Annotated in this window: 18 protein-coding genes; 12 read left to right on the top strand and 6 right to left on the bottom strand. The window is 67.5% G+C overall.

Annotated elements, in window-relative coordinates:
- The first annotated feature begins 110 nt into the window (after window positions 1-110).
- Window positions 111-1,211 carry an RHS repeat-associated core domain-containing protein gene (locus tag J7E25_RS17980; RefSeq protein ID WP_214870774.1) on the top strand — a complete coding sequence of 367 codons (1,101 nt, stop codon included), beginning with the start codon at window positions 111-113 and terminating at the stop codon, window positions 1,209-1,211.
- 15 nt (window positions 1,212-1,226) lie between these two features.
- Window positions 1,227-1,559, top strand: a complete 333-nt coding sequence (locus J7E25_RS14045) for a hypothetical protein (RefSeq protein WP_214870773.1) — start codon at window positions 1,227-1,229, stop codon at window positions 1,557-1,559.
- A 289-nt stretch (window positions 1,560-1,848) separates the two neighbouring features.
- Here the strand turns inward: J7E25_RS14045 and J7E25_RS14040 are convergent, their stop codons facing one another.
- Window positions 1,849-2,253: an NUDIX hydrolase gene (locus J7E25_RS14040; protein WP_214870772.1), complete on the bottom strand. Its 405-nt coding sequence runs from the start codon at window positions 2,251-2,253 to the stop codon at window positions 1,849-1,851.
- Between the two features lie 77 nt (window positions 2,254-2,330).
- Here J7E25_RS14040 and J7E25_RS14035 point away from each other — a divergent pair, with 77 nt between their 5' ends.
- Both J7E25_RS14035 and J7E25_RS14030 read left to right on the top strand, forming a co-directional pair.
- Window positions 2,331-2,651 (top strand): hypothetical protein, encoded by a 321-nt coding sequence (locus J7E25_RS14035; protein ID WP_214870771.1) that lies wholly within the window; start codon window positions 2,331-2,333, stop codon window positions 2,649-2,651.
- Between the two features lie 32 nt (window positions 2,652-2,683).
- Window positions 2,684-3,190: a GNAT family N-acetyltransferase gene (locus tag J7E25_RS14030; protein ID WP_214870770.1), complete on the top strand. Its 507-nt coding sequence runs from the start codon at window positions 2,684-2,686 to the stop codon at window positions 3,188-3,190.
- A gap of 103 nt (window positions 3,191-3,293) precedes the next feature.
- Here the strand turns inward: J7E25_RS14030 and J7E25_RS14025 are convergent, their stop codons facing one another.
- On the bottom strand, window positions 3,294-3,665 hold the full coding sequence (locus J7E25_RS14025; protein WP_308164577.1) for a helix-turn-helix domain-containing protein: 372 nt from the start codon (window positions 3,663-3,665) through the stop codon (window positions 3,294-3,296).
- A gap of 83 nt (window positions 3,666-3,748) precedes the next feature.
- Between J7E25_RS14025 and J7E25_RS14020 the strand changes: the two genes are divergently transcribed.
- The 3 genes from J7E25_RS14020 (at window position 3,749) to J7E25_RS14010 (ending at window position 5,121) form a co-directional block, all read left to right on the top strand.
- Window positions 3,749-4,150, top strand: a complete 402-nt coding sequence (locus J7E25_RS14020; protein ID WP_214870769.1) for a nuclear transport factor 2 family protein — start codon at window positions 3,749-3,751, stop codon at window positions 4,148-4,150.
- Between the two features lie 98 nt (window positions 4,151-4,248).
- Entirely contained in the window at window positions 4,249-4,470 is a 222-nt protein-coding gene (locus J7E25_RS14015; RefSeq protein ID WP_214870768.1) for a hypothetical protein, read from the top strand.
- A gap of 15 nt (window positions 4,471-4,485) precedes the next feature.
- Window positions 4,486-5,121: an HAD family phosphatase gene (locus J7E25_RS14010; RefSeq protein WP_214870767.1), complete on the top strand. Its 636-nt coding sequence runs from the start codon at window positions 4,486-4,488 to the stop codon at window positions 5,119-5,121.
- A gap of 141 nt (window positions 5,122-5,262) precedes the next feature.
- Here the strand turns inward: J7E25_RS14010 and J7E25_RS14005 are convergent, their stop codons facing one another.
- From J7E25_RS14005 to J7E25_RS13990, 4 genes are all read right to left on the bottom strand, one after another.
- The gene (locus J7E25_RS14005) at window positions 5,263-5,706 is read right to left on the bottom strand and encodes an ester cyclase (RefSeq protein WP_214870766.1); all 444 of its coding nucleotides are present in this window, start codon (window positions 5,704-5,706) and stop codon (window positions 5,263-5,265) included.
- 168 nt (window positions 5,707-5,874) lie between these two features.
- Window positions 5,875-7,020, bottom strand: coding sequence for a cell wall metabolism sensor histidine kinase WalK (locus tag J7E25_RS14000; RefSeq protein WP_214870765.1), 1,146 nt, complete (start codon window positions 7,018-7,020; stop codon window positions 5,875-5,877).
- Window positions 7,007-7,756 (bottom strand): response regulator transcription factor, encoded by a 750-nt coding sequence (locus J7E25_RS13995; protein WP_214870764.1) that lies wholly within the window; start codon window positions 7,754-7,756, stop codon window positions 7,007-7,009. The genes J7E25_RS14000 and J7E25_RS13995 overlap by 14 nt, the downstream gene beginning before the upstream one ends.
- A gap of 84 nt (window positions 7,757-7,840) precedes the next feature.
- Window positions 7,841-8,458, bottom strand: coding sequence for a TetR/AcrR family transcriptional regulator (locus J7E25_RS13990; RefSeq protein WP_308164576.1), 618 nt, complete (start codon window positions 8,456-8,458; stop codon window positions 7,841-7,843).
- Between the two features lie 181 nt (window positions 8,459-8,639).
- On the opposite strand from J7E25_RS13990, the gene J7E25_RS13985 reads away from it, so the two are divergent.
- The 5 genes from J7E25_RS13985 to J7E25_RS13965 all read left to right on the top strand — a co-directional run bounded on the left by J7E25_RS13985 (window position 8,640) and on the right by J7E25_RS13965 (window position 15,377).
- Window positions 8,640-10,163 (top strand): ABC transporter substrate-binding protein, encoded by a 1,524-nt coding sequence (locus tag J7E25_RS13985; protein ID WP_214870762.1) that lies wholly within the window; start codon window positions 8,640-8,642, stop codon window positions 10,161-10,163.
- Window positions 10,164-10,255: 92 nt separating this feature from the next.
- Window positions 10,256-11,197, top strand: coding sequence for an ABC transporter permease (locus J7E25_RS13980; RefSeq protein ID WP_214870761.1), 942 nt, complete (start codon window positions 10,256-10,258; stop codon window positions 11,195-11,197).
- Window positions 11,194-13,113, top strand: a complete 1,920-nt coding sequence (locus J7E25_RS13975) for a dipeptide/oligopeptide/nickel ABC transporter permease/ATP-binding protein (RefSeq protein WP_214870760.1) — start codon at window positions 11,194-11,196, stop codon at window positions 13,111-13,113. Before J7E25_RS13980 ends, J7E25_RS13975 begins: the two co-directional genes overlap by 4 nt.
- A gap of 9 nt (window positions 13,114-13,122) precedes the next feature.
- Entirely contained in the window at window positions 13,123-13,950 is an 828-nt protein-coding gene (locus J7E25_RS13970) for an ATP-binding cassette domain-containing protein (protein ID WP_214870784.1), read from the top strand.
- A 2-nt stretch (window positions 13,951-13,952) separates the two neighbouring features.
- Window positions 13,953-15,377 carry a GH1 family beta-glucosidase gene (locus J7E25_RS13965; RefSeq protein ID WP_251039111.1) on the top strand — a complete coding sequence of 475 codons (1,425 nt, stop codon included), beginning with the start codon at window positions 13,953-13,955 and terminating at the stop codon, window positions 15,375-15,377.
- The last annotated feature ends 15 nt before the right edge of the window (window positions 15,378-15,392 follow it).

The following is a 15,392-nucleotide window of genomic DNA, read 5'->3' as shown; positions in this document are numbered from 1 at the left end:
TATAAGAGCCGGGCCTGAACCCGGTCGCTGCCGGGATCCCGGCATCCGGGCTGGCGTATGACGCGCATGGGAACACGACCAAGCTGGTCGACCAGACCCTCGGCTACGACGTGACCGACCAGCACCTCACCACCTCGCTGACGGATGGCACCCGCATCAAGTACCTGCGTGATGTCACCGGGCGGATCGTGCAACGCGAGGAGACCACGGGCGGGCAGAACCCGGAAACCCTGACCGTGCGGTACGGGTTCACCGGTGGCGGCGACAGCCCGGACCTGATCCTGGACGGGGCCAACGGGGTGTTGCAGCGGGTGCTGGGCCTGCCCGGTGGGGTGACCGTGTCGATGACCGGTGCGACCCAGTCGTGGTCGTACCCGAACCTGCACGGCGACATCGTCGTGACCGCGGATGCCACGGGCACCCGTTCCGCGGGGGTGTTCCGGTACGACCCGTTCGGCCAACCCATCGACCCGGCCACCGGGCAGATCGGCACCGGCACCGCGGATGACGCAGGACCGGACACCCTGCCCGGCAACGCGAACTGGGGCTGGCTCGGCACCCACCGCAAACTCACCGAGCACTCCGGCTCGATCCACACGATCGAGATGGGCGCCCGCCAATACGTGCCCGCCCTCGGCCGGTTCCTCGAAGTCGACCCCATCGAAGGCGGCGTCACCAACAACTACGACTACCCCGCCGACCCCATCAACAAACTCGACCTCAGTGGAGAACGCCTGACGGATTCAGGGGCGTACGGTGGCAATCGTAAGAACTGCGTGCAGCTGGCGGTCGACATAATGAGCAAGGCGACCAGACTCCAGAAAACCCTGTATCAGGCCAAGTTTGACCCACGCGCTGGAGGGGCGACTCGTACCGGAGGGCCTGACAGCGGTCACGCCAAGAAGCTTGAGCAACTCCAACGAGGACTTCGAGATGACATCAAGGCGTGGGACAGGAGCTGTTCTGGACCCAATGGACCGGGCCCGAATACGAGGTGGATGGGTGAAATGTCTTGGCGCGATGTTCCAGCGGGCGGGGTAGTGCCAGACACAGTGGGCAACCCTGGACCGGTCTACAGTTACGCCCCACCGGGGGGATACCAAGCGTCAACGTGGACCCTCGACTCGGATGCGGCTGCGTGGGTTGTCGGTGCGCTCGGCGCTGCAGCGTTGGTCGTCGTCGCTCCGTTCGCAGCACCGGCATTCGGTTGATCAAGGGGTATAGAAATGGAACCCTATTCGAGTCTCGCGAAGGAGTGGTGGCGCAACAGAAGGCCGGGTGGCTACTTCGATCAACCTGAGTCTGCACCCGGGGCGGACATCTCTGAGGCACAGCAGGTGGAATCAGACGTTGATCGTTTGGCGGGGCACCTCGAGACGCTCGGTCCGCTTCTGGAGTGCATTGCGCGTGAAGCAGCAAGCAGTGATGAGCTACGTTTCGTTGGAACGTGGTTCTTGGAAGACGCCAGTGAAATGTACGGTGAGGCTGCGTTCGACCTGCTCGACTCGCTGGATCTTCCCGCGCACACGAAAGCCGAGATCCGGAGCGGCGTGCTGTGATGCTGCGTGTCCAGTGGGCGCTGCCCCAGACGGCGTCGATCCACGGGCTGGCGTATGACGCGCGCGAGGAGGGCGAACGAAGCAGGCCACTGCCGAACTCGCCGCCCACCTTGTCCAGCGCGGATACCTGGAACTCCACGCCGACCCGAGAGACGGCCGTGCCAAGCTCTATATTCCGACATCGGCGGGCACGACCTTGCTGACGGTCTGTGCGGAGGTCGTCGTCGGCTATGAGGCGTGGCTCAACGACGTATTGGGTGAGCGCGGCATCGAACGGCTACGACCGGCCCTACGCACAATCGTTGAGCACGGGCCGTGATCTCAGCACTGCCTGGGCCGAGGGGGTGAGTGGGGAAGGCAGCTCGTTCAATGCATACCAACCCACCGAGGAAATCTCATCTGGGATCTGCACGTCGAGTACGCCAGCGGCCTGGTCGCAGCTGAATACGTGTGCCCGGTACTTGCTGCCGCTCCCGGGGTACACAAGATCGTGGATGCTATGGGGAGTGACGGCGTTGGAGCGCAGGCCCGTCTCCTCGAAGAACTCACGGATCGCTGCCTCGTCGGGCGATTCACCGTCTTCGATCTTTCCTCCCGGTAGGCCGAAGAACCGGTAGCCGTAGCTCTGGCGGACCAGCAGCACCTGGTTGGTTGAGTTCAGGACCACCACAACGCTCGTTTCCCATTCGTACATGGGGTGACGATCGCACGGGGGACTGACAGTCCGAGTTGCTCGTCTCACTTCCGAGCGTCAAGGCTGAGCTGCCCTGTTTGGCCTTCGTCCTGCGCAACTTCAGGTCCGACGCGACCGACGACCTCCTGGCCGTCGCCGACAGAGACATCCCGGTCCACCTCCTGGTGGGCTCGCACGACCGCAACGTCGACGTCGACGAGACCGAGCGCACCTACCGCTCCATCTTCGGACCGCTCCTCACCGTCGACCGCGTCGAGGGAGCCCACTCACTCGCGCGACCCATGGTGGAAGACAACGACGCCGTCGGCCGCGCGACGGGCATCCTCTGGCCCCGGGCCCTCCTCGCGCCAGGAGCCGTAGACAGCCACAACAGATTCCTATCGGCAATCGAACCCTGAGCCGCTGGGAACGATGACCATAGGATTTGCCGGTGACCGTTTCCATCCGTCCCATTGCGCCCGACGACTACGTGGCGGTCGAGTCGATTGAGAACGCCGCCGATCAGTTGCTCATCGACAGGCTGAGCCCCGAGAGTTGGGAGCCCGCTCCGTCTGGCTTGTCGAGAGCGTCCAAGCCGGGGTTCGTCTTGGTGGCGGAGGAACCAGAGGCGGGCACCATCGTCGGGTTCGTGCACGTTCTCGAGGTTGACGGGATCGCTCACTTGGAGCAGATTTCGGTGCTCCCTCAGGATGGCCGACGTGGCTACGGGCGGAGACTCGTCGAAGCCGCGATGGATGAGGCTCGTCGTCGCGGGTACGAACAATTGACGCTGCGCACCTACGCCGATGTGCCCTGGAACGCGCCCTTCTATGCGCGCGCCGGCTTTGTCGAGACAGCGCCCACAACCGACTTCCACAAGTACCTCGTCGAGGTCGAGGAGCGACTCGGGCTTGCTCGGTACGGGCGACGTGTGCAGATGACCGCAGCTCTCAGGTAGTTCACCGTGCGCCCGGAGTGGAATGGGCCCCGATAGGCCCTTCAGCCGGTGCGACCGCTTTCCTGGGTTGGAGACGTCGTTCGTGCCCGCACGACGAACCGCGTCAAGTGGTCGTCCGCGCGTCGAAGGCGTCGCGGGCCTGCTGAACTTGATCGAAATATTCCTCTGCCCAGCGGCCGAGCGCCCCCAATGGCTCGGAGAGGGTTCGCCCGAGCGCGGTCAATTCGTATTCCACCCGTGGAGGCATCTCCGCAAACGCAATCCGTGTGACGATGCCGTCCCGCTGGAGATCGCGCAACGTGTCCGTGAGCACTTTCCCGCTGATGCCGGCCACTCTGGTGCGCAGCTCACCGAACCGCATCCGCCGCTCGCTGAGGGCGATCACGATCATCGCGGTCCACTTGTTCGCGATTCTCGCCAGCGACGTCCGCGACGGGCACGTGGCCAACATCACATCCCACACCGGTGCAGCCACATCTTCCCCTTTAGTTACGTTGAGGTAACAGGTTACCGACTGAAACCATTGGGCTACCTCGTCCCACTCGAAGGAGAACCCAGATGACCGACCAGTACCCCGCAGCCGTCGCAGCCCGCTATTTCGATGCGCTTGCCGACGGTGACATTCCCGCAGCGATGGCGCTCTTGAGCCCCGACATCGTCTGGCACCAGCCCGGCGCGAACCGCTTCTCGGGTGACCACCGCGGACAGGAAGGGGTAGGTGCGCTCCTCGGTCGAATGATGGAGGTGAGCGGGGGAACCTTCCAACTCGCCGTGACGGGCCCGGCGATGGTCAACGGCAACCTCGTTGCCGTCCCGGTCCGTTTCACCGGTCAACGTGAGAGCGTCGCGATGGACATGATTGGCATCGACCTGCTCACCATCGCTGACGGCGCGATCGCTGCCGTGCACCTGTTCTCCGAGGACGGGCCTGCCGAGGACCGCTTCTGGGGCGCTGCCTGACAATCGCCTCGAGGGCCGCGCGAGATGGCTGATGTGATGTCGTCGAGCATCTCCTGCCGCTATCAGTGATCGATCGACTGGTGAGTACCCTTGGGCCCATGGGCGATGAGGACGATCACGAGCCTGAGCAGGAATCGGATGCTGCGCCCGGAAAAGAGCCACCGTACCAGGCGCTCTTTCCCAACTTGGACCGGATGTCGCGATCTTCGTTCAGGAAGGGCACGATCAGTCGCCGTCGCATCAACCGAGCCCTCGTTGTCCTCTCGCTGGTTCCGGTCGTCGTGCTCGCGGTCATCTTCCTTCCCCAGCTCCTGAGCTGAAAGGAGGAATCACACATGACGCGGCCATCGAGCGCCGTACTCTTCGACGTTGACGGCACACTCGTCGACGCCGTCGCCAACCAGCGGCGCATCTGGGCGGCGTGGTCGGAGCGGTTCGGGCTCGACGGCGACGAGGTCAATGCCTTGGCGCTGCGCACGCGACCCGTCGATACGGTGGCGGAGTTGCTCCCGCGAGCCGAGAGGGCTGACGCGCTCGCGGACTTCAACGACCTCGAAGATGCCGACGTGCGCGACGGTCTCTACACGGCGTTCCATGGTGCAGAGCGGATGCTGCGCGCCCTCGACGCCGGGCGGTGCGCGCTCGTGACGGCCAACCTCCGGCGACGCGTCGAGGGCCGGTTCCTCAGGCTTGGACTCTCCGTGCCCGAGGTCATCGTGGACGCCGAGACCACGGCGCGAGGCAAGCCGCACCCCGATCCGTATCTTGCGGCGGCCGCGGCCCTGGGGGTCGTGCCCGCCCACTGCCTCGTGGTGGAGGACTCACCCTCTGGTGTCGCCGCCGGACTCGCTGCCGGCATGACGGTGTGGAGCGTGAACGGCGTTGCCCCGGTCTCCGGCGCTCACCGGCACTTCCCGACCCTCGAGGATGCCGCGGCCGAGGTGATCGCGTTCGCGACGAACGGAAGCTGAACCGCGACCGCGGGCGCGCCGGACCAGCGCGAACACCCCGAGCGCCGCGAGCACCCCGGTTGCGGCGAGGCCGACGAGCCGCAGATCGCGGTGGGAGGCCTCGATGCGCTGCCCGCGCACCGCTCGGGTCAAGTGCGGCCCTCAGCCTCCTGGCTGGGACAGTGACTCAGGGAGCAGGCCGAGTTGTCCCAAGAACTCCATCTGGTCAAAGTAGAACGTGTGCCGCACAATCAGGCCACCCTCCACGTGTGCGATGTCGCAACTTCTCACTCTGATGCTTTTGCCCGTGGGAGGCAGGCTTTCGCCGGATGGCAAGGGCAGCGGTCCTGTGTTCGTTCCGGTGACGAAGCCCTCATCGATCGCTACATTTCCAGCCTCATACTTCTGCACATACTCGTAGTCGACGTCAGGGAATGATTCCCCGAATTGCGACAGGTAGCTGCTGATCGCTTCCGGCCCGGCAAGCTCGCCCTGATCGGGAGTGATAGCCACTGCATCAGCGGCGTAACACGCTGCCTGCGCCTCGTTGTCGTTCGCTGTCATGGCCGTGGTCAAGCGGTCCATTGCATCGCGTGCCTGTCCCATTTTTCGACCTCCGTCTCAAGGGGCGGCCCCACGGAAAGCGCAGGCCGCTCCATGGCTGGGCTTCGGTTCAAGCAAGAGCCCACTCAAGTACACGCCTGAACAGTGAGGGGCGTCAATGCCCCCAGCACAGACACGAAGTGCTGGATTTCGGGTAACGAGCCAGGCGGCTCAAGCGCCGATCGACGCGTCGCGGGGGAGCAGCAGGTCGAAGCGGCATCCGCCGGGCACATTGCGCACCGAGACCTCGCCGCGGTGCGCGCTCATGATGCCCTTGACGATCGCGAGGCCGAGGCCGGCGCCGCTCGAGCGGTTGTCTTCGAGTGAGGGTGTGCGCGCCTTCGACCCGCGCCACGCGGGCTCGAACACGCGGTCGAGGTCGGCCTCGTCGATGCCGCCGCCCGCGTCGATCACCGAGACCATCGCGCGGTCGTCGACGAGATCGACGGCGACCGTGATCGGCGAGCCCTGAGGGGTGTGCTGGATCGCGTTCATGAGCAGGTTGCCGATCGCCCGGGAGAGCTGTCGCGGGTCGGCCATCACGACGAGCTCTTGCGCGAGGGGCGCCTCGACGCGGATCTCGCGCCCCTGCGATGCGGGCCGCAGATCGGCGACCGTGTCGCTCACGACGTCGTAGAGCGACACCTCCTTGAGCGAGAGGCGCAGCGCGTCGGAGTCGATCTTCGAGAGCTCGAAGAGGTCGTCGACCATGCTGGAGAGCTGGTCGACCTGCATTCGCATCTGACGGTGGTAGCGGGCGGGGTCGGCCGCGATGCCGTCTTCGAGCGCCTCGGCCATCGCCCGGATGCCCGAGAGCGGTGTGCGCAGGTCGTGCGAGATCCACGCGACGAGCTCGCGGCGGGAGGCTTCGATGCGCTGCTCGCGCTCGCGGGACTCGGTGAGCTTCGCACTCGTCGCCACGAGTTCGTCGGCGAGTGCGTTGAGCTCGCTGTTCGAGTACCGGCCCGCTGACTCCAGGCGCTCGCCCGCACCGATGCGACGCGCAGCGAGCGAGAGCGCTCGCGAGTTGCGGGCGACGACCCACCCCAGCACGGCGACGAGCACGAGCGACACGATGCCCGAGATCGCCGAGACGGCGATCGCGACCGTGAGGTCGTGCCCTGAGAGGTACATCTGGTTCGCGGCGCCGACCATGCTCGCGACGACCGACACGATCGCGGCGAGCAGGAGCACGCACACCTGCACGACGACCGAGGTTCGCCGCAGCATCAGCAGTGCAAGAAGCGCGAGCCCGCCGACAACCGCCGTGGTCGTGAGCGCGACGACCGCCACCGCGAGCAGATCAGACCACGGCATCGGCGGCACCGTCCATCGTGAATCGGTAGCCGACGCCCCAGACGGTCGTCAGCAACACGGGCGAGCGCGGGTCGCGTTCGATCTTCTCCCGCAAGCGGCGCACGTGCACCGTCACGGTCGAGAGGTCGCCGTAGGTCCAGCCCCACACGGTTCGCAGCAGTTCCTCACGGCTGAAGACCTGGTTCGGATGCTTCAGCAGGAACTCGAACAGGTCGAACTCGCGTGCCGTCAGGGTCAGCTCGACGCCGCCTCGGGTTGCGACGTGAGCCGACGGGTCGAGGCGGAACTCGCCGTACTCGAGCACGGACTCGGGCGTGAACTCTCCGATCGACCTGCGGAGCACCGACTGCACGCGCAAGACGAGCTCGCGCGTCGAGAACGGCTTCGAGAGGTAGTCGTCGGCGCCCGCCTCGAGACCGGCGATGCGATCGTCCTCCGACCCGAGCGCAGTGAGCAGGATGACGGGAGTCGAGGTCCGTTCGCGAAGCCGCCGGAACACCTCGAGACCGTCGATACCGGGCAGCATTCGGTCGAGCACGATGAGGTCGGGCGCAATCCGCTCGGCGGCCTCGAGTGCGGCGAAGCCGTCGCTCGCCTCCTCGACCACGAAGCCGGTGGCCCGCAGGTAGCTCGACGCGACCTCGGCGACCGTGGGGTCGTCGTCGACGAGAAGCACTCGACGGCCCACCAGGTCTTCGTTGCCGATCGACGACGGCGGAAGGTGAGGCACGTTCACAGACTACGACCGCGACGCCGGCGCGGCGCCTCGCATCGGTGAATCGTTCGCGTTCCGTAAGACCTGCGTCTGCGCTGCGCCCGGTCAGGCATCGAGGTCGACGATGGTGCGCAGGTAGACCTCGAGCTCGTCGGCCATGTCGACGCCGTCGCGGTCGAGCAGCCACTGCACCTGCAGGCCGTCCATGAGCGCGACCGTGCCGCGGGCGGCGCTCTCCGGGGGCATGCCCGGTCGCAGGATGCCGCGCTCGGCGCAGCGGGCGAAATTGTGCGTGAGCCTGCTGACCGTGAGGTCGTAGCGGCCGACGAAGTACTCGTGAGCCGGATGATCGGGCGAGGTGCCCTCGGCCGAGAGCGTGCAGTACAGCTCGACGACCCCGGGCACCGAGGCGTTGTAGCGGGCGAGCGTGATGAGGCCGCGGATGGGCTCGAGCGGATCCTCGGAATCGAACGGAACCATCTCCATGGCGTGCTCATCGCGGAGTTCGAGCACGGCCGCGAGGAGCGCGCTCTTGTTCGGGAAATGGTGCAGCAGCCCGGCCTCGCTCATGCCGACATGGCTCGCCATCTCACGCAGGGAACCGGACCGGTACCCGCCTTTGGCGAACACTGCGAGCGCTGCTTCGAGGATCGCGGCGCGCTTCATGCCGGTTTTGGCATACGAGCCTCGCGGCTTGTTCCGCCCGGTCGTGGCCTCGTTCACTACGCCCTCCAGCTCATCTGACGAGCCTAACCGCCGCGTGAGGCGGGGCATCCGTCGGCCCGTCAAGAGCCATCGTGTCACGCTCTGAAATAAAAACCTAGTGGTCACTCGGGTTTCATGATACCTTCTCGACTCACGAGGCGATCCGCAGTGGTATCGCCGCCGACCAAGAGGACCGAAGATGCTCCGATGGAGATCCGCCACAGCAGCTGTCGCCGTCGCCGCCGCACTCGCACTGACGAGTTGCGCGGCTGATTCGACAGGATCCGGTGCCGAAGGAGGCACCCTCACACTCGGTGCCATCGTCGCGCCGACGACGTTCGACCCGGCCGGTTCGGAATGGGGCAACCGCGCCCCCTTCTACCAGGCGGTGTACGACACCCTCCTGCTCGCCACGTCCGACGGCGAGATCGAGCCGTTCCTGGCCGAGTCGTTCGAGTACAACGACGACAACACCGTGCTGACCCTCACGATCCGCGACGACGTCACCTTCACGGATGGCTCCAAGCTCGACGCCGATGTCGTGAAGCAGAACCTCGAGCGGTTCCAGACCGGCACGTCGCCCGACGCCGGGTACTTCGCGGGCATCACCTCGATCGAGGCGCCCGACGCCATCACCGTCGTCATCACGCTCGGGGCGCCCGACCCCGCGCTGCTCAACTACCTCACCCGCGACCCGGGGCTGATCGCGAGTGCCGAGAGCCTCGCCGACCCCGACTCGCTTGCGACCGACCCGGTCGGCTCCGGTCCCTACGTGCTCGACACGGCGGCAACGGTCACCGGCACGAGCTACACCTACACGAAGAACCCCGACTACTGGAATCCCGACCTCCAGCACTACGACACCCTCACGATCAACGTGCTCGCCGACGCGACGGCAGGCCTGAACGCGATCAAGGCCGGGGAGGTCAACGGCATCAAGCTCGCGAGCAACGACAACCTCGCCGAGGTCGAAGGCGCCGGCTGGACGGTCAACGCCAATGAGCTCGACTTCCAGGGCCTCCTCCTGCTCGACCGCGCCGGCACCATGAGCGAACCGCTCTCCGACGTGCGCGTGCGCCAGGCCATCAACTACGCCTTCGACCGAGAGGCGCTGCTCACCGCGCTGCAGAGTGACCACGGCACCGTCACGGGTCAGGTCTTCCCCAAGTCGAGCCCTGCGTTCGACCCGGCGCTCGACGAGCGCTACCCCTACGACCCCGAGAAGGCCAAGGAACTGCTCGCCGAGGCCGGCTACGCCGACGGCTTCTCACTCGCGATGCCGAGCTCCACGGTGCTCGGCTCGACCACCTACACGCTGCTCAGCCAGCAGCTCGCCGACATCGGCATCACGGCGGAGTACACCGACCCGGGCAACAACTTCATCGCCGACCTGCTCGCGCCGAAGTTCCCCGCGTCGTTCATGGCACTCGAGCAGAACCCGGACTGGCAGCTCATCCAGTTCATGGTCGCGCCGAACTCCGTGTTCAACCCGTTCAAGTACGAGGATCCGCAGGTCGACGAGTACATCGCCGAGATCCAGGCGGGCGACGAGGCCACGCAGGCCGAGGTGGCCAAGCAGCTCAACGAGTACATCGTCGAGCAGGCCTGGTTCGCGCCGTTCTACCGCGTGCAGAACAGCATCCCGACCGACGCGAACACGAGCGTCGAGATGATGCCGACGAACGTGTACCCGGCCATCTACGACTTCCAGCCCAAGGGCTGACGAAGTCTCCGGCCCGTCCTGGATCACCGGGGCGGGCCGGGTCCCACCGCGGGCCTCGGGCCCGAGCCTGTTCCGACAACCACGGAGTACCCATGCTGCCATTCGTGCTGCGCCGCCTCGCATCGGGCGTCGTGCTCGTGTTCGTGATCTCGGTGATCGCGTACGCGCTCCTCTATCTCGGCGGCGGTGACATCGCCCGCCGCATCCTCGGCCAGAACGCGACCGACGACGTCGTCGCGCAGAAGGCCGCCGACCTCGGCCTCGACCAGCCGCTCCTCGCCCAGTACTTCGACTGGCTCACCTCGGCGTTCGGCGGCGACCTCGGCCGCTCGTGGTTCACGGGCCAGCTCGTGGCGGTCAGCGTCTCGAGCCGGCTCGCCGTCACCCTCTCGATCGTGATCGGCGCGACGATCATCGCCGCGATCGTCGCGGTCGTGCTCGGGGTGCTCGCGGCCCGCCGCGGAGGCTGGATCGACAACGTCGTGCAGTTCGTCTCCGTGATCGGGTTCGCGATCCCCGGCTTCCTCATCGCCCTCGTGCTCGTGCTCGTCTTCGCGATCAACCTCGGGCTGTTCAAGGCGACCGGATACGTGCCGTTCGCCTCGTCGCCGAGCGGATGGATCGCGTCGGTGACCCTCCCGGTCGTCGCGCTCTCGATCGGCGCCATCGCGACCGTCGCCCAGCAGGTGCGCGGCTCCGTGCTCGATGCCCTCTCGCGCGACTACGTGCGCACCCTCCGAAGCCGCGGCCTCAGCACCAACCGGGTCGTCTACAAGCACGTGCTCCGCAACGCGGGCGGGCCTGCGCTCGCCGTGCTCGCCGTGCAGTTCGTCGGCCTGCTCGGCGGCGCCGTCATCGTCGAGCAGATCTTCGCACTGCCCGGCATCGGCCAGCTCGCCGTGCAGGCCACGGGCGCCGGCGACATCCCCGTCGTCATGGGCGTCGTGATCGCCACCGCGATCATCGTCGTCGTCGTGAACCTCCTCATCGACCTCGCGCAGGCGGCCCTCAACCCGAAGGTGAGACTGTCATGACCACCGCCATCACGCCTCCCAACACGATCCCCACGCCGACGGGTCGCACGTCGCTCCTGCGTCGAGTGATCCGCCGACCGCTCGGCGCGATCTCGCTCGCGTTCCTCCTCGTCGTCGCGCTCATCGCCGTGATCGGCCCGCTGATCGCGCCATACGACCCGAACCTGGCCTCGCTGCAGCTCGTGCTCGCGCAGCCGAGTGCGGAGCATCCGCTCGGCGCCGACAGCGGCGGACGCGACGTGCTCTCGCGCCTGCTCGCGGCGACGCAGATCAGCATCGCCGCGGCGCTCGTCGCCCTCGTCACCGCCCTCCTGATCGGCGTGATCGCTGGCCTCATCGCGGGGTACTACCGGGGCTGGTTCGACAACGTCGCGTCCTGGTTCACGGCGCTCGTCATGGCACTGCCCGGAATCGTCGTGCTGCTCGCGGCGCGAGCGGTGGTCGGGCCGTCGGTCTGGGCGGCGATGTTCATCTTCGGCATCCTGCTCGCGCCGGCGTACTTCCGGCTCGTGTACGCCGCCGTCTCGGCGGTGCGCTCCGAGCTCTACGTCGACGCGGCCCGGGTGTCGGGCCTCAGCGACCTGCGGATCATCTCGCGCCACATCCTCTCGGTCGTGCGCGCGCCGATCATCATCCAGTCGGCGATCGTCGCCGGCATCGCGATCGCGATCCAGTCGGGACTCGAGTTCCTGGGGCTCGGCGACATGTCGGTGCCGACGTGGGGATCGATGCTGAATGACGGCTTCATCAACATCTACAAGGCGCCGCTGCTCATGATGTGGCCATCGCTCGCGATCGCCCTCACCTCCATCGCCCTCACCCTGCTCGCGAACGTCATGCGCGACGCGCTCGAGCGCACCGTGCAGGTTCGTCGCCGTCGTCGTCGTGCCGTCGCTACCGCGACCGGTTCGATCGCCGCGGTGACCACGTCGATCGGCACGGTCACCGGTGGCATCGGGCTCGACGCCGAGGCCGAGGCCGAGCCGACCATCCGCCACGCCGACGACGAACGCGCGGCCGCCCGCGCCGGCGACACGATCCTCGACGTGCGCGACCTGCGCATCGGCTACGGGCAGGACGACGGCGGCACGCTCGAGGTCGTGCACGGCGTCTCCCTCGACATCCGTCGCGGCGAGGTGCACGGCCTCATCGGCGAATCGGGCTCGGGCAAGACCCAGACCGCGTTCGCCGTGCTCGGCCTGCTGCCGCGCGGCGGCCGGATCACCGGCGGGTCGATCGATTACGAAGGGGTGCGCCTCGACACCGCGGGGGAGCGGGAGTACACCGCGATCCGCGGACGGCGCATCGGCTACATCCCGCAGGAGCCGATGTCGAACCTCGACCCGTCGTTCACGATCGGCAGCCAGCTCGTCGAGCCTCTGCGTGTGGGCCTCGGCCTCAGTAAGAAGGACGCGACCGAGAAGGCGCTCGCACTGCTGGAGCGGGTCGGCATCCCCGATCCCAAGCGCACCTTCGCCGCCTACCCGCACGAGGTGTCGGGCGGCATGGCGCAGCGCGTGCTCATCGCCGGCGCGGTCTCGACCGATCCCGACCTCATCATCGCCGACGAGCCGACCACGGCCCTCGACGTGACCGTGCAGGCCGAGGTGCTCGACCTGCTGCGCGACCTGCAGGCCGAGCGGCAGATGGCGCTGCTGCTCGTCACGCACAACTTCGGCGTCGTCGCCGATCTCTGCGACCGGGTGTCGGTGATGCAGCACGGCCTCATCGTCGAGCACGGCCCGGTTCGTGCCATCTTCGGGCGTGCGGAGCATCCGTACACCCGCTCGCTCCTCGGCGCGATCCTCGATGAGGGCCCGGCGCGTGCCCCGCTCGGCGGCGCCGACATCGAACAGGCCGACATCGAAGACGCCGACATCGTGAAGGCCGCCGTCGTGAAGGGAGGTGCGCGATGAGCAGCGCCACTGCTCGAGGTCGAGAACCTCGAAGTCGAGTACCCGGGCAAGGGGTTCCGTGCCAAGCCGTTCCGGGCGCTGAAGGGCGTCTCGCTCGACATCGTGCCGGGCGAGACCGTGGGGCTCGTCGGCGAATCGGGATCGGGCAAGACCACGCTCGGCCGCGCCGTGCTCGGCCTCGCACCGGTCACCGGCGGGTCGATCCGCTACGCGGGCCGTGAGATCGGCCAGTTGCACCGCCGCGAACGTCGCGAGCTGAGCTCCGAGATCCAGGTCGTCTTCCAAGACCCCTACTCCTCGCTCAACCCGGCGCTCACGATCGAGCAGATCCTCATCGAGCCGCTCACCGTGCGCGGCGTCACCTCGGCCGCCGCGAAGCAGCGCGTCGCGACCCTGCTCGAGCAGGTCGGCCTGCCGGTCGACGCTCGCTCGCGCCTCCCGCGCGAGTTCTCGGGCGGGCAGCGGCAGCGTGTCGCGATCGCCCGTGCGCTCGCTCTCGACCCGAAGCTCATCGTGTGCGACGAGCCCGTGTCGGCGCTCGACCTGTCGACGCAGGCGCGTGTGCTCGACCTCTTCATCGAGATCCAGGAGCGCACCGGCGTCGCCTACCTCTTCATCTCGCACGACCTCGCGGTCGTGCGGCACGTCAGCCACCGCGTCGCGGTGATGTACCGCGGCGAGATCGTCGAGTCGGGCGACGGCGACCAGGTGACGGCCCGGCCGGAGCATCCGTACACCCAGAAGCTCTTCATGGCCGCACCCGTGCCCGACCCCGACCAGCAGGAGGAGCGGCGCATCGCGCGCCGGCGCCTCATGGCGATCGCAGCAGAAGGATGACGATGACCGAGAACACCCGTGACCTCACCCCGGCTCGCCTCGACCTCCCCGCCGACTTCGCGTGGGGCGTCGCGACGGCCGCGTACCAGATCGAGGGCGCCGTCGCCGAGGGCGGTCGCGGCCCGAGCATCTGGGACACGTTCGTGAAGCAGCCCGGCGCGATCTTCCACGGCGAAGACGCCGACGTGACGGTGGATCACTACCACCGCTGGGCCGAGGACCTCGATCTGATGGCCGAGCTCGGCATTCCCGCCTACCGGCTCTCGCTGTCGTGGGCGCGGCTGCAGCCCACCGGCCGTGGCGCGCTCAACCCCGAGGGCGTGGCCTTCTACCGTGCGCTGCTCGAGGGCTGCCGCGCTCGCGGCATCGAGCCCTACGTCACCCTCTACCACTGGGACCTGCCGCAAGCGCTTCAGGACGAGGGCGGCTGGCCGGCCCGCGAGACGGCGTACCGCTTCGGCGGATACTCGGCGCTCGTCGCCGACGCCCTCGGCGACCTCGCCGACAACTGGATCACGATCAACGAGCCCGTGTGCGCGTCGTTCCTCAGCTACTCGTGGGGCATGCAAGCGCCGGGCCACACGGATGACACCGAAGCGACCCGGGCGGCGCACCACCTGTTGCTCGCACACGGGCTCGCGCTCGCCGCGTTCCGCGCGCGCCGACCGGCCGCGAAGCTCGGCATCACGAACCTCATCTCGAACCTCAACCCGGCAAGCGACAGCGAAGCGGATGCCGCGGCAACCCGCATCGCCGACATCCGGTTCAACCGCATCTTCCTCGAGCCCGTCTACCACGGCTCGTACGGTGAGGATGTCTCGCGGCTGTTCGGCATGCACGGCATCACGGTCGACGAGACCGACGACGGCCTCGTGCGCCGCGGCGACCTCGCGCTCATCTCGGCGCCGACCGACTTCGCCGGCGTGAACCACTACACGAACACGCTCATCTCGGCCGACCCCGATGCGCCCACCGGAACGCGCATGACGCAGGTCGAGCCGACGCCCACGACGTTCGACTGGTCGGACACCCCCGACGCGCTCCGCGACGTGCTGGTGCGCGTCAGCCGCGAGTTCACGCCGCTGCCGCTCTACGTGACCGAGAACGGCGCGACCTTCGCCGACTACCCGACGCACGACGGCCATGTGCACGACCCCGAGCGCGTGCACTACCTCGCCGGCTACGCGCGCGCCGTCGCCGACGCGGCGGCCGCGGGCGCCGACGTGCGCGGCTACTTCGCGTGGTCGTTCCTCGACAACTTCGAGTGGTCGTGGGGGTACTCCATGCGATTCGGCATCGTCTACATCGACTACGCCACGCTGGCCCGCATCCCGAAGGACAGCGCCTACTGGTACCGCGACCTCATCGCGGCCCAGGGCGCCGAATCCGAGAATGCCCAGGTGACGGATGCCGCCGCCGTGGCATGAGCCGCAACCGATCGT

It is taken from the genome of Agromyces sp. ISL-38 (assembly GCF_018613935.1).
Taxonomy (GTDB): domain Bacteria; phylum Actinomycetota; class Actinomycetes; order Actinomycetales; family Microbacteriaceae; genus Agromyces.
Note: the sequence above shows the minus strand (reverse complement) of the source record. Positions and strands in the feature narration are given on the sequence as shown.

Coding starts and splice junctions, on each gene's coding strand:
- J7E25_RS14040 (WP_214870772.1), bottom strand. CDS start 2,253: ATGTACGAATGGGAAACGAGCGTTGTGGTGGTCCTGAACTCAACCAAC.
- J7E25_RS13980 (WP_214870761.1), top strand. CDS start 10,256: ATGCTGCCATTCGTGCTGCGCCGCCTCGCATCGGGCGTCGTGCTCGTG.
- J7E25_RS14020 (WP_214870769.1), top strand. CDS start 3,749: ATGACCGACCAGTACCCCGCAGCCGTCGCAGCCCGCTATTTCGATGCG.
- J7E25_RS13985 (WP_214870762.1), top strand. CDS start 8,640: ATGCTCCGATGGAGATCCGCCACAGCAGCTGTCGCCGTCGCCGCCGCA.
- J7E25_RS14010 (WP_214870767.1), top strand. CDS start 4,486: ATGACGCGGCCATCGAGCGCCGTACTCTTCGACGTTGACGGCACACTC.
- J7E25_RS14015 (WP_214870768.1), top strand. CDS start 4,249: ATGGGCGATGAGGACGATCACGAGCCTGAGCAGGAATCGGATGCTGCG.
- J7E25_RS13965 (WP_251039111.1), top strand. CDS start 13,953: ATGACCGAGAACACCCGTGACCTCACCCCGGCTCGCCTCGACCTCCCC.
- J7E25_RS14005 (WP_214870766.1), bottom strand. CDS start 5,706: ATGGGACAGGCACGCGATGCAATGGACCGCTTGACCACGGCCATGACA.
- J7E25_RS14000 (WP_214870765.1), bottom strand. CDS start 7,020: ATGCCGTGGTCTGATCTGCTCGCGGTGGCGGTCGTCGCGCTCACGACC.
- J7E25_RS14045 (WP_214870773.1), top strand. CDS start 1,227: ATGGAACCCTATTCGAGTCTCGCGAAGGAGTGGTGGCGCAACAGAAGG.
- J7E25_RS13975 (WP_214870760.1), top strand. CDS start 11,194: ATGACCACCGCCATCACGCCTCCCAACACGATCCCCACGCCGACGGGT.